Here is a 12,629-nt window from a genome sequence, read left to right on the forward strand (position 1 = left end):
GTGAAGTGCTGATGCGTTACTTCTCGAGTGTCTCGATGGAAAGCATGTTCGTGCGTGCCCGCCCAACGAGTGGACGTCCGATCGTAAACACTACCGTAGACCCAGAAGCCAGGTGCTTTTCTTTTACAAGCAGGGATTTGATGTGCTCGATGGTGTCGTCAGTTGTGCTGATCGCATCAAGGACCATACCCGTTACGCCCCACAACAAGCCCATGCGCCGAGCAACGGCGCGCATTGAGGTGATCGCAAAGATCGCGGCTCGCGGACGTCTGTTGGAGATCAGCCGCGCAGTTTCGCCACTATAGCTCAGACTGACGATAGCAGACACGCGGCGCTCCTCGGCGATGTGTGAAACGGCCATGGCAACGGACTCAGTGTTCGTTCGTTTGCCGTCACCCTCGGGTTCGTACCCAGTATGGAGTTTGCCGTCATCCAGAAGCTCTGCCTCAGCCTCCTGACAGATCATACGCATGTAGTGTACCGCTTCGATCGGGTAGGCACCCACGCTGGTCTCAGCGCTCAACATCACGGCATCTGTACCGTCGAGAACAGCATTGGCTACATCGCTTGCCTCGGCACGTGTTGGGCGCGGATTGCGGATCATAGACTCCAGCATCTGTGTTGCCGTGATGACTGGCTTTGCCTTTGAATTGCAGAGGTGGATGAGTTTCTTCTGAACAATTGGAACAGCTGCGGCAGCGATCTCCACGCCAAGATCACCGCGAGCAACCATCACGGCATCAGAAGCATCAACGATCGCTTCGATATTCGTGAGTGCTTCCGGTTTTTCGATCTTCGCGATCACCCATTGTGTGCCGCCATATTTCGTGATGTACTTGCGAACATTCTCAATGTCCGATGCTGATCGTACAAAGGACAGGGCGATATAATCGCACTCCTGTTCTATGGCAAATCGCACATCGGCGCGGTCCTTTGTGGTCATGGCCGGCTGAGATACTGCCGTCTGCGGAAGGTTGATCCCCTTCCGAGGAAGTAAGGTGCCACCATGGACAACGATGGCGCGGATCACGCTTCCGTCTGTCTCCCTCACTTGGATCTTGAGCAACCCGTCATCAAAGAGCAGTACGTCTCCCTTCTTCACATCTTGGGCGATGGTAGGGTACTGAACTGGGATCACGTTGTCCTTTGGACCAAGCTTGAGAGCCCGCATGACCCCTACGTCTGCAAGGCGTATGTCTCGGCCTGACACGAGTGACATCGACTCCCGATCCGAGAAGTCAGCAACACGGATTTTCGGACCCTGCAAGTCTGCGATGATCGGCAAGAGAACCCCGAGCTCTTCTTCGGCCGCGCGGATCGCCTTTACGTATGACTCGTGACTGCTGTATGCCCCGTGAGACATGTTAAGTCGGAAGGCATTGGCGCCAGCCTTCACAAGGGCGACTACTTTTTCTTTGGACGCAACGGCCGGACCCATCGTACAGAGGATCTTCGCCTTTTGATGCATCATGACTCGAGTGGATGCCATGATAGCCTTCTTTTAAGATTTCGTAAGAGTGTTTGTGAGGGGGCGAGGTAGCATGAACGGCTCGATCGAAAGAGCCTTACCCGTATCCTCGTCGATCTGGAGGTGAACACCGCAGACGCGAACGTCGTGCTCAGCAACCTCGTATTTGTGCGCGGTCTGGAGGATCAACCGTTTGATCGCGATGTCTTTTTTCATCCCAAGTACGCTGTCGTACGGACCCGTCATTCCGGTATCTGTCAAGTATGCCGTGCCCTGCGGAAGGATGCGGGCATCGCCGGTCTGCACATGCGTGTGCGTTCCAAGTACGGCGCTCACACGTCCATCGCAATGCCAACCCATGGCGATCTTCTCTGCCGTTGCATCAGCATGGAAATCCAAGAGGATGATCTTTGTCCGCGGAGCCAGCTTATTGATGGCTGCATCCACCGCTTTGAACGGACAGTCAATCGCCTGCATGTACACTCTACCTTGGGCCTGCATGATCCCAACGGTTCGTTGATCCGGAAGAGTGATCACTGTGAAGCCCCTTCCCGGATTCTCGATCGGATAGTTCATCGGGCGCAGCACGTTCTGGTTTGAGGCGAGGAGGGGGCGGGCCTTCCAATTTTCCCAGATGTGGTTTCCGGTGGTGATGCAATGCACCCCGGCATCGAAGAGCTCCGCGGCTTCTTTGTCGGATAGTCCCTTACCGTCAACGATGTTCTCACCGTTCACCACCAGACAATCGGGCTTGTAGTGCTCCTTGAGCGACGGCAGTTGCCGGAGGAGTTCGCGCAGACCCACATGGCCTACTACATCACCGATAAAGAGCAGATTGAAGACTCGCATAGATCACAAACCTACGAAACCCTCTGGTGGGGTATCTTCGTGTCCCATGGCAACTCGCATTTATACCAAGACAGGTGACGACGGAACAACCGGCCTTTTCGGGGGGATTCGCGTCCGAAAGGACGACCTTCGAATCGAAGCATACGGCACTGTAGACGAACTGAACGCAACTATCGGGGTGATCCGTACGTGCACCATGCCGGAGAGCGTTTCTGAGCAGCTCGCATCGATCTCCTCGGTGCTGTTCACTCTCGGAGCAGACCTGGCCACACCGCTTGATCCACCCCCCTCGTTCGACATTCCGAGGATCACGATGGAACACATCGTTGAATTGGAGAGTTTGATCGATCGGTTCGATGAACGGCTGGAGCCCCTTAAAGCGTTCATTTTGCCGGGCGGAACTCCTGCAGCTGCGCATTTGCACGTTGCCCGGACCATCTGCCGGCGAGCTGAGCGATGTGCCGTGGCGCTGGCCGCGCATGAAGATGTTGGGATCTACGTCGTGAAGTACCTCAATCGGCTCTCGGACTACCTATTCACGGCCGCAAGAGCAGTGAATGCAGAGGCCGGTGTTGGCGATGTACCATGGCGAGCCAGAACATGAACGAATATTGATCGCTGTCAATACCTTCACTCTTAACAAATTTGCACGCTGAATTTTTAACACGTCATTCCATCCATATCGGAGAAATCCATGAAGAACATCTTTCGTCTGAACATCGTGATGGTTGCGATCGCCGCCCTTGTGATGGTCGGTTGCAACACAAACGAAGATCCACTCACGCCAACCCCTACCAAGCCATCTGCTCCATCTGGAACGATGGCACAGTCGGCCTCTGCTACCTCCATTCGTTTGAAGTGGACACTACCGACGAGCACAACAGACGTAACCGGTTATGTCCTTATGGCCATCGAGAAGGTTGCCGGCGGAACAGGTGCTAAGCGTGAAGTGATCGTAAGCGGCGCAGGTAGCACAACGGGTGTTGTTGGCGGACTCACAGAAGGAAAGATCTATGAGTGTATGGTACATGCACTCAACGACACTGTTCGTTCCGATGCTTCGCCTTCTGTCGATTGGGCTCCGGCAAGACGTTCGACGGCATCGATTCGCCTTTACTCAAAGCGAAGCTCAACGAATGGTTCAGGGCTTGGCATCTTTGGCCTGGCTGACCCAGCAAGCCTCTTTGTTGCGAATGGTAGTCAGTGGGATGTGTGTTTTGATGACTCAATCTCCGCACAACCGCGTATTGGCTCGCCAGGCGTGAGCTCATATGTAGACGCCGACAACGGCTATACGTTCAAGACCGCGCCTAGCCAAGTAGCCAAGATCGTCTATGTTTCAGATCGTCAATACACGGGCATCAGCTCGCTTGATGATATCTACGAAACATCGGCTCTGGCTATTCCAGCTACCAATGGCGAAAAGTTGTTTGAAATTCCGACTACGGTTGAAACCTCAGACTTCGGCTTCGTTATCGGATCGAAGGGTGCTGGAACTGATGTGAATTTTGCGAAGATCCTCGTTAAGCGAGGCGCGGATGGCAAGTTTATTCAAGGCACTGGTACGGAAACGTACATTGAGTGCGACATCAGCTATCAAACGTTCGCCAATGTACCGTATGCTCTTAAAGCTCGTATCAATGAGACCATCAAGGCTCATGGTACGCGGGTATACACGCCAGCCAGATAAGCCGATCTCCTACAAATAGAGCGCGGGCATCTGTCCTTCATTGGACGGATGCCCGCGTTCGTTTTACGTGATCGAGAGAAATTAGCGGCTTGGTTTTGGCTGCACAGTTTTCACCGCGGGTGCTTCCATCTCCCGGCTTGGCTTTGGTTGCGCCGTTTGCAGGGTGCCATCGTCATTCTTCTTGACAGCCGTTGTTGTTGTCTTCTTCTTCGTTGTTGTGGTTGTCTTCGTCTCTTCTACGGACTTCAGCGTGTCAACCTTTGGCATTGTGTCCACAGATACCGGTGCCGGAGGTGCAGGCATCTCTTGCGGTACAGGTTGTGGTTCTTCCTTCTTACCGCATCCAACAAGGGCGATGACCGATGCTGCTGCGATGACCATTCCGATTCGTTTCATGAAGATCTCCAGATTGATGATGGTGTTAGTGATACGTTACGATCTGCGGACAAGGCGGGCACCAAAGGCGCCGTCAGTTTTATGCTTATGCGGAAAGGTCTGGAGGAAGCCATCCTCACACACATCTGCGGGTAGATGGTTTTCGGCCCGATCGAGTGTGAACTCAGGATGCTTCTCGAGGAACCAGGTCACTACTCCGGAGTTCTCTTCCGGTTCAATCGTACAAGTGCTGTAGACAATGGCTCCACCCGGCTTAACGAGGGTGGCGGCATGATCTAGGATCTCTTTCTGTGTTACGGACATTTTGCGAATGTCATCGATATCTCGACGCCATTTGATGTCGGGCTTCTTCGACAGCGTACCCATTCCCGTACACGGTGCGTCCACCAGAACCAGGTCGGCCTGTTCTTTCTGAGAATATTCACGGGCGTCGCCCTGAGAAGCAGCCACGATAGAGATCCCTGAACGTTGAGCGTTCTCTTCGATGAATCGAAGTTTGGACTCATACTTCTCAAGGGCTACAACCGTTCCCGTGTTGTTCATGAGTTCAGCAGCGTGAACCGCCTTCCCTCCCGGGGCCGCACAGAGGTCGATGACCATCATGCCCGGCTGTGGGTGGGCTAACTGTACTGCAAGGCTTGCACTGGCGTCCTGGACCGTTACAAGGCCATTCTGGAAGAGCGGCAGGGCCCGCACGTCACGAAGTGACGTGATCATGATGCTCGACGGGTGGACCGGTGAGACCTCATACTTAATCTCGGCCTCTGTAAGGAGGCGTTCAATCTCTTCCATTGACGATCGCATGGTATTCACTCGAAGCGTGAGCATCGGGCGATGATTATTCGCAGAAAGAATGGCCTCTGCCTGCTCGCCTCCAAACCGATCAACGTACCGACGAACGATCCATTGGGGATGTGCGTAGTGGATGGACAGGTGAAGAACCTCGTTCTCCTGACGATCCGGATAGCGGATCGTTTGGACGTTCCGAAGGATGTTCCGAAGCACACCATTGACGATCCCGGCGTGTTTGTCCCCCTTGATGCGTTTGACGATCTCAACGGACTCGTTGATCGCAGCCGGAGCGGGGATCTTTGACAGGAATAGCATCTGGTACAGAGCAATTCGCATAGAGTTCTTGACAAGGGGCAGGCATTTCGCAAACTCACCGTGATAGAATCCTGTCAACACCCAGTCAAGTCGGGATTGCCACCGTACGGTTCCGTTTACAAGTTCGGTAACTAGTGCGCGGTCTGCGGGCTCTAGCTCCGAGCGTCGTAACTCACCATCGAGAAGTTTGTCGATGTAGGAGTCACTATTCTCATAACGACTAAGGAGCTTCACGGCCGTGCCGCGAGCGGTTTGGAAGATCGTAGTCGAAGAATCTTCGACACGTGGGGCGGCCTGCTCGTCTCGCATGGCCTCTGAAGGTGCTTGCTGGTCTGTCATAGGGTCACAAGTATACCGAAATGACATGTTGTTTACCGTACTCACAAGTTGCGATTGAACTCCACCCATGATAAGTTTCATCAATGTCTAACATGAACCGCAAGCCCCTTATCCTGATCCTTGCCTGTTTTTTGGCAATGGGCACCCTACATGCACAGGTGAATGTCATGGACAGTGACCCTATTGCTGTCCGCAAGCGTCTGGTATACAGTCAAGTAGGCGCATTCGTCGGTCTTGGGTCTACAACACAGGGCGGAACCTTTACTACGAACTGCAATTGTGATTTCACTGGTGGTGCCGGTGCCGGTTTTGTGGCCGGATTGATGTTCGAGCGGCTCACGAGATCACAATTCACCTGGGGCGTTACCCTCGGTTATGACAGCAGGGGGCTTACGGGACGGTTTCGCGAGGAGGAAGGCGTGGTACAGACCAGCCCTTCCGGGAGGTCCTTCACTGTGCCGATCACCTTCTTGAACGAAGCCCAGCTTGATCTCAATGTCCTCACAGCAATGCCCTACGTGAAGCACCATTTCTTTGATCTGTTCTTTGCCCGGCTTGGCGCCTCTGTTGGTTATGTGTTCTCCTCGGGCTTGAGTCACACCAAGACCTTGGAAACGGAGACCGTAACGTTTCCGAACGGCGAAGTGGCCACGGTAAGCCTTCCTGGTGGGGAAGGAACATCCGTTTCCCTGCAGAACGGGCCCTTGGCAGATCTTAACTCCGTTCAACTGGGAATCGTGGCCGGGGTAGGGATGGAGATCCGACTATCAAAAAAAATGTTTTTGAGCCCAACGGTCCAATTCCTGTTCCCAGTAACCTCTATCAGTGCTCAGGGGGCTGGCTTTTCGGTCCGTTCGCTGCAATTTTCTGCCGAGGTTCGTCACATTCTGTGACGATATACTTTGGTGGTTATCCACATTTACCTATTTTTTCCGTCCGTTGTCTAAAACAACGAATGTCGGAAACGGGACACCCAAGTGGTTGGGACGAAATCATCATTAGGACGGGATGTGTATGATGCAGCGATTGGTGACGGTCTGTGTCGGCGCTTTACTACTTTTTGCGCAAGGTCGGGCCGCAGCATCGAACTCGGAGTTGTATCTCTATGGCGTGACCATAGAGTCAACTGTATCGGCGGATGAAGATTCGCGCGGGGACATCCTGGAGGATCCACGAAAGATCAGGATCCTGAACCTTGGGAAGGTCATCAATCACAAGGGATTGGACTACGGTCCAACGATCAGTGCTGATGGAAAGACACTGTACTATGTGTCTAACCGCCAAGGCAGTCGAGTGACGAAGGATGGGGACTTCTCGCACGACTTCTGGTCGGCGAAGAAGGATAACAACCTCGACACGATCTTCTACGCCCCGGTGAACATCGACACTGTCGATGCGGGTGTGAATACGATCATGAACGAAGGTGTTGCCTCTATCGCTGCGGATCGACAGACCCTGTACTTCACCGGTTGTAACCGTCCGGACGGTCTTGGTGACTGTGATATCTACGTTGCTGAGATCGAAGGTGACCGTTGGTCTAAGCCACGTAACCTTGGCCGTACTGTGAACTCAGAATTCTGGGACTCGCAGCCAACGATCACTCCAGACAAGTCTCGTCTGTATTTCTCCTCGAACCGCCCGTCTCCAACAAACCCGGATGGCGAAGGCGATGATGACATCGACATCTGGTACTGCGACTGGGACGATGATCTTGGTGAGTGGAAAGCCGCCAAGAACATGGGCCCTGAAGTGAACACCGCAAAGCAGGAGGTTTCTCCGTTCATTGGATCCGATGGCTACACACTCTTCTTCGCGTCAAATGGTCTCCTCCCGAATATGGGTGGGCTTGACTTCTACCGCACCAAGAAGACCGGTGAAAAGGATCGCGATGGCCGTGAGAAATGGTCTAAACCAGAGCAGCTTCCTGCTCCGATCAACACGAACCAAGATGAGCAGTTCATTTCCTTGCCAGCCTCTGGCGACGTGTTGTACTTCTCCTCGCGCCGTACGGACATCAGCGGATTCCAGGGAGACCTCGACGTCTTCATGGCCTTCATCCCGTCCTACTTCCGTGCTGTGAACGTGATCGTGAACGTCATTGACGAATGCACGGGTCAGAACATCCCTGCAACTCTCACGTTCCGCAACAACAAAACAGCTCGTACGCAAAAAGACAGTGTTGACCAACAGCGCACGGAAAACAACCTTATCGTGAGCAATGACGATTATGGAACCGGCGCAACTCGCGAAGACTCTACAACACTCACTGTAACGGCGTATTCGCCGAACTATGGAGAGCGTTCGATCGTGATTGGTGTTAAGGATCCGGGTAAGACAACGAATGCTTCAGAAGCGAATCAGCAAACAGAGATCCGCAAGACCATCACCCTTGGTCAGCGTCCGGTCCTGAATGCAGAAATGGAATTCTCTCGCTGGGCCAAGAAGCTGAACAATTCGTTCAAGGGACTCGTGATGGAAGAGCGGGCAACTATCCAGCTCTACCCAATGCTTCCGTATGTGTTCTTCGATCTCAATAGCAGTGCAATGCCTAGCCGCTATAAGCTGATCACAGCATCACAGACAAATGGCTTCAATGACGAACTCCTTCCGGGTGGCACACTCGACAAGTATTACCACGTGCTGAACATCTTTGGATATCGTCTGAAGAAGTATCCAAACGTGAAAGTCGAACTTGTTGGTTGTGTAGACGAGAAGAACGAAGACAAAAACTCCTCGCTTCCAAAAGAACGTGCCCAGCTCGTCTATGATTACCTCAAGAATGTTTGGGGTATCGGTGAAGATCGCATGAAGGTTACTGCTCGTGGTTGGCCGGAACTTCGCTCCAATCCAAACGATACGTTTGGTATTGTAGAGAACCGCCGCACAGAGCTGCGATTCTCAGGCGGGTCATCAGATGATCTCTGGGAAGTTCAACGTCCGATCCTTGACAATGACCCAACGGTTACGCCTGATCCGGATCAGATGAACTGGACCATGAAGAACGGAATCGACGCCGGCATCGTTGCCTCCCGTCGCATCGAGGTCTTCCGTAATAGTCAGCCGTGGAATGTCTTAAAGGAAATTGGTACGGTAGACCCAACCAAGCAGTGGGACTGGACCAACACGGACATGGAGTATCCACAGGAAAAGGGTCCGGAAGGAACAGCAGAGATCAACCTCAATCCTTACAAGGCTGTCCTCGTTGTGACCTCAAAGAACGGTCAAGAGTGCAAGTCGGATACCGTAACCATCCCCGTCAAGCGAGTTTCCTCTAAATCGATTGGCGTAGACAAAGGTGCAGAGTTCACTCTCGAAAAGTATAATCTGATCCTCTTCAAGTTTGACTCTCCGGAAGCCGGTGAACTTAACGAGCGCATCATGTCTACATGGGTGTTCCCTCGCGTGAAGAAGTCCTCTGTGATCAGCATTGACGGTCATACAGACGTTGTTGGTCTGGATACGCGTAACAAGAAACTCTCCGAAGACCGTGCACGCACAGCCGAGAACTTCATCAAGAAGCGCACGTCAGACTTCAAGGAGCTTAACACCCGTGGCACAGGCGAAGAAGAGCCGCTATACTCGAACGAACTTCCTGAAGGACGTTTCTTCAATCGCACGGTTCAGGTGAAGATCGAAACGCCGCTCATCGACGCAGAACTCGGCGAATAACGATCGCCTCACAGTGAAATTCCCAAAGCGCCCGACTAAACGTCGGGCGCTTTCTGTTTACATTCGCAGCTATGATAGAATGGAATGTTGACCCAACGATCTTTACACTCGGCCCGCTTTCACCGCGTTGGTACGGAGTGTTGTTCGCAACCGCGTTTCTCTTGAGTTACCAGGTGATGAAGAAGATCTTCGTTACTGAGAAAAAGGAACTCAAGGATTTGGATCTCCTTACGATCTACATGATCGCTGGTACCATCCTAGGTGCCCGACTGGGTCACGTACTCTTCTACGAGCCCGAGATCGTTCTGAAGAACCCATTTGAACTCTTCGCCATCTGGCATGGCGGACTAGCCAGCCATGGAGGCGCCATAGGCATCATCACTGGGCTGTGGCTCTTCCATCGAAAGCGGAAGGGATATTCGATGACGTGGCTGCTGGATAGGCTTGCCATCGTTGCCGCGCTCTCCGGGATGTGTATCCGAATTGGCAATCTCTTCAACTCAGAGATCGTTGGACGTCCAACGGACGTGCCGTGGGCGTTCTGGTTCAAACTGAATGATGTCCTACCAGTCTGGCGGCACCCGGCACAGGTCTATGAGGCTTTATTGTGCCTTGTGATCTTCATTGGGCTATGGCTGCTCTATCGCAAGGGAGTAGCGATGGCCGCACCAGGTAGGCTGTTCGGGATCTTCCTTGTTGTGCTGTTCACCGGGCGTTTCCTCGTTGAGTTCCTCAAGGAACACCAGGTTGGTTTTGAGGCATCCCTCCCCATCGATATGGGTCAGATCCTCAGCATCCCCTTTATCGCGGCAGGCGTCTGGTACTTGGTACGATCAAGCGGGGATTCCTCACGGTCGGCTTCAGCGCGGTAGGTTTCGCGATCACAGTAAAGCCGAACACACTCTTCACGAGACTAGTGACAGAAGAAGGGTCCTTTGTGGTTGCCTTCGCAGTATAGATCATGCCGTTCGCTTCCACGAACTTCACGCAGACAGTCTCCTGCGTCTGGGGATCTCTATACCAGATCATCACTGTCTTTGCCGCTGAGTCTATCCTCGAGTCAGCCTTGGTTCCGGTGCGCTGCAACGAGTCCAAAAGTCTATGCACCAATCTATCTGGATCGTTTGCTCGCGTCGCTGGCTCAGCACGCACTGTGATCTGACTCCCATCGTTCGCAGAAAGCCTCTGCAGGCCCTCCTTTGTGCGTTCCAGGGTCCATGCTGATGGTCTGTCGCTTGCTAACACGAATCCGGCAGTAGTGTCGACGAGATTCTGACCAGAGAACGCGCCATCGGTCTTGACGCCCGGAATCGACCGTAAAGCGCTGTCCGAGATCGTGCCCGTTGTGAACGTCACACTGTCACCGAACGCTTTGACATTCTCGGACGGCGTGCCCAATTGCGCAGTGATCGGCTGCTCCAGCGTTACCTCAACCCCTTTATCCGTCACCTTCAGCGTTCCACCACGATTGGTAACGTTCTGGAAGAACAACACCGTGGCAAGTACGCCAACGATGGTGATCGCCAAGGCAACGATCAGCGTGCGCTTCGTCTTCTCTCGTTCAACGTGGACCTCTTTTGGCAGGTTTGGATCGTTGCTATCCACAGGCATGGAGCCCCTTCCCATATTTAGAACCGTTCAGCACCGTGAACATACGCCGAAGGGCGTTAATTTTGACGTTCACACCATTAAGGAAATGAAATGTCTGTCCAGAACATCACGGTCATTGGCGGCGGCACAATGGGCAACGGGATCGCTCACGTTGCAGCTCAAAGCGGTTACACGGTCACGCTGGTAGACGTCAGCGATACAGCACTTGAACGAGCCATGAAGACCATCACGTCAAACTTGGAACGTCAGGTCAAGAAGGAAGCCATCACCGCCGATGTGATGACCGAAACGCTCTCCCGCATTTCCACCAACACCTCGCTTGAGGCAGGTGCTGCCAATGCAGACCTTGTGATCGAAGCAGCCAGTGAACGTCTCGAGATCAAGAAGCAGATCTTTGCTACCCTTGATGCGGTGTGCAAACCCGAAGCCATCCTCGCATCCAATACGTCCTCAATCTCGATCACAGAGTTGGCAGGGGGCACAACACGCGCCGACAAGTTCATCGGCATGCACTTCTTCAATCCGGTCCCGGTGATGAAGCTGTGCGAGATCATCCGCGGACTTGCCACGAGTGACGAAACGTACGCCCTCATCAAGGCCCTTGCCGAGAAGATGGGCAAGGTTCCGGTGGAAGTGCAAGACTATCCCGGCTTCATCTCCAATCGCATTCTGATGCCGATGATCAACGAAGCGGTGTATTGTGTGATGGAAGGTATTGCCTCTGTTGAAGACATCGATACGGTGATGAAGCTTGGTATGGCACATCCGATGGGCCCCCTAACACTTGCGGACTTCATTGGCCTTGATGTATGTCTGTCGATCATGGAAGTGTTGCACAATGGCCTTGGCGACTCCAAGTACCGTCCGTGCCCGCTGCTTCGCAAGATGGTTGCTGCCGGACACCTGGGAAGGAAGAGCGGGAAGGGGTTTTATAATTACTAATGACTAATGACTAATTACTAGTTACTAGTTACTAATGACGAATGACGAAATGACTCTTATGACGTTATGACATCATGACGTTTATGACGGGCGCAACTACGAGGTCTAGTCGGGGGGGGGGGGGGGGGGGGGGGGGGGGGGGGGGGGGGGGGGGGGCGGGGGGGGGGGGCCCGGGGGCCCCGGCGGGCCCCGGGGGCCCCGGGGGCCCGGGGGGGCGGGCCGGGGGCGGGGGGCGCGGGGGGCGTCTTCGGGGGGGGGGTTGCGTTTTTGTTTTCCTTTGGGGCTCTTTCTTCCGTGGGGGGGTCCGGGTTGGTTTTTCCCGGCCCGGGGGTGTGGTAGGGGGTTGTTGGGGGGGGGGGGAGGGGGGGGGGGGTGGTGCTGTCCGGGGAGAAGGGGGAAGGGCTGTGGCGCGTCCCCTCGCAGAAAAACAAAAAGGGGTCCTCCGTGGGGGAAAAAAAGGGTTGGCCGCGGTCGGTTGTTGTTCGGGTTTCGTCCTTGGGGGGGGTTCGGGGGGTTTTCCCCCCTTTCGTCCGGCGGGGTCTCCCCCCGGCTCCGTGG

General features: G+C 54.0%; 11 protein-coding genes. 6 read left to right on the forward strand and 5 right to left on the reverse strand.

Annotation, left to right across the window (positions count from 1 at the left end; all coding sequences use genetic code 11):
• Positions 1–16: 16 nt before the first annotated feature.
• Positions 17–1,489 carry a pyruvate kinase gene (gene pyk, locus IPI29_12220; GenBank protein MBK7413312.1) on the reverse strand — a complete coding sequence of 491 codons (1,473 nt, stop codon included), beginning with the start codon at positions 1,487–1,489 and terminating at the stop codon, positions 17–19.
• A 12-nt stretch (positions 1,490–1,501) separates the two neighbouring features.
• Positions 1,502–2,317, reverse strand: coding sequence for a TIGR00282 family metallophosphoesterase (locus tag IPI29_12225; GenBank protein MBK7413313.1), 816 nt, complete (start codon positions 2,315–2,317; stop codon positions 1,502–1,504).
• 46 nt (positions 2,318–2,363) lie between these two features.
• Here IPI29_12225 and IPI29_12230 point away from each other — a divergent pair, with 46 nt between their 5' ends.
• Entirely contained in the window at positions 2,364–2,921 is a 558-nt protein-coding gene (locus tag IPI29_12230; GenBank protein MBK7413314.1) for a cob(I)yrinic acid a,c-diamide adenosyltransferase, read from the forward strand.
• Positions 2,922–3,011: 90 nt separating this feature from the next.
• Complete coding sequence (locus IPI29_12235) at positions 3,012–4,007, forward strand: fibronectin type III domain-containing protein (GenBank protein ID MBK7413315.1); 996 nt, start codon at positions 3,012–3,014, stop codon at positions 4,005–4,007.
• A gap of 81 nt (positions 4,008–4,088) precedes the next feature.
• On the opposite strand, the gene IPI29_12240 is transcribed toward IPI29_12235, so the two are convergent.
• Positions 4,089–4,403, reverse strand: coding sequence for a hypothetical protein (locus IPI29_12240; GenBank protein MBK7413316.1), 315 nt, complete (start codon positions 4,401–4,403; stop codon positions 4,089–4,091).
• Positions 4,404–4,439: 36 nt separating this feature from the next.
• On the reverse strand, positions 4,440–5,849 hold the full coding sequence (gene rsmB, locus IPI29_12245; GenBank protein ID MBK7413317.1) for a 16S rRNA (cytosine(967)-C(5))-methyltransferase RsmB: 1,410 nt from the start codon (positions 5,847–5,849) through the stop codon (positions 4,440–4,442).
• An 83-nt stretch (positions 5,850–5,932) separates the two neighbouring features.
• On the opposite strand from rsmB, the gene IPI29_12250 reads away from it, so the two are divergent.
• The 3 genes from IPI29_12250 to lgt all read left to right on the forward strand — a co-directional run bounded on the left by IPI29_12250 (position 5,933) and on the right by lgt (position 10,390).
• Positions 5,933–6,742 carry an outer membrane beta-barrel protein gene (locus IPI29_12250; protein ID MBK7413318.1) on the forward strand — a complete coding sequence of 270 codons (810 nt, stop codon included), beginning with the start codon at positions 5,933–5,935 and terminating at the stop codon, positions 6,740–6,742.
• Between the two features lie 121 nt (positions 6,743–6,863).
• On the forward strand, positions 6,864–9,518 hold the full coding sequence (locus IPI29_12255) for a PD40 domain-containing protein (GenBank protein ID MBK7413319.1): 2,655 nt from the start codon (positions 6,864–6,866) through the stop codon (positions 9,516–9,518).
• A 71-nt stretch (positions 9,519–9,589) separates the two neighbouring features.
• Complete coding sequence (gene lgt / locus IPI29_12260; GenBank protein MBK7413320.1) at positions 9,590–10,390, forward strand: prolipoprotein diacylglyceryl transferase; 801 nt, start codon at positions 9,590–9,592, stop codon at positions 10,388–10,390.
• Here the strand turns inward: lgt and IPI29_12265 are convergent.
• Positions 10,320–11,129 carry a hypothetical protein gene (locus IPI29_12265; GenBank protein ID MBK7413321.1) on the reverse strand — a complete coding sequence of 270 codons (810 nt, stop codon included), beginning with the start codon at positions 11,127–11,129 and terminating at the stop codon, positions 10,320–10,322. The genes lgt and IPI29_12265 overlap by 71 nt on opposite strands.
• 90 nt (positions 11,130–11,219) lie before the next feature.
• Here IPI29_12265 and IPI29_12270 point away from each other — a divergent pair, with 90 nt between their 5' ends.
• Complete coding sequence (locus IPI29_12270) at positions 11,220–12,071, forward strand: 3-hydroxybutyryl-CoA dehydrogenase (protein ID MBK7413322.1); 852 nt, start codon at positions 11,220–11,222, stop codon at positions 12,069–12,071.
• Positions 12,072–12,629 lie beyond the last annotated feature (558 nt).

This window comes from Ignavibacteria bacterium, from assembly GCA_016707005.1.
Classification (GTDB): Bacteria; Bacteroidota; Ignavibacteria; order Kapaibacteriales; family Kapaibacteriaceae; genus UBA10438.

Bases quoted from the DNA above. Each gene is read 5' to 3' on its own strand.
- pyk (MBK7413312.1), bottom strand. From the start codon at position 1,489: ATGGCATCCACTCGAGTCATGATGCATCAAAAGGCGAAGATCCTCTGT.
- IPI29_12225 (MBK7413313.1), bottom strand. From the start codon at position 2,317: ATGCGAGTCTTCAATCTGCTCTTTATCGGTGATGTAGTAGGCCATGTG.
- IPI29_12230 (MBK7413314.1), top strand. From the start codon at position 2,364: ATGGCAACTCGCATTTATACCAAGACAGGTGACGACGGAACAACCGGC.
- IPI29_12235 (MBK7413315.1), top strand. From the start codon at position 3,012: ATGAAGAACATCTTTCGTCTGAACATCGTGATGGTTGCGATCGCCGCC.
- IPI29_12240 (MBK7413316.1), bottom strand. From the start codon at position 4,403: ATGAAACGAATCGGAATGGTCATCGCAGCAGCATCGGTCATCGCCCTT.
- rsmB (MBK7413317.1), bottom strand. From the start codon at position 5,849: ATGACAGACCAGCAAGCACCTTCAGAGGCCATGCGAGACGAGCAGGCC.
- IPI29_12250 (MBK7413318.1), top strand. From the start codon at position 5,933: ATGTCTAACATGAACCGCAAGCCCCTTATCCTGATCCTTGCCTGTTTT.
- IPI29_12255 (MBK7413319.1), top strand. From the start codon at position 6,864: ATGATGCAGCGATTGGTGACGGTCTGTGTCGGCGCTTTACTACTTTTT.
- lgt (MBK7413320.1), top strand. From the start codon at position 9,590: ATGATAGAATGGAATGTTGACCCAACGATCTTTACACTCGGCCCGCTT.
- IPI29_12265 (MBK7413321.1), bottom strand. From the start codon at position 11,129: ATGCCTGTGGATAGCAACGATCCAAACCTGCCAAAAGAGGTCCACGTT.
- IPI29_12270 (MBK7413322.1), top strand. From the start codon at position 11,220: ATGTCTGTCCAGAACATCACGGTCATTGGCGGCGGCACAATGGGCAAC.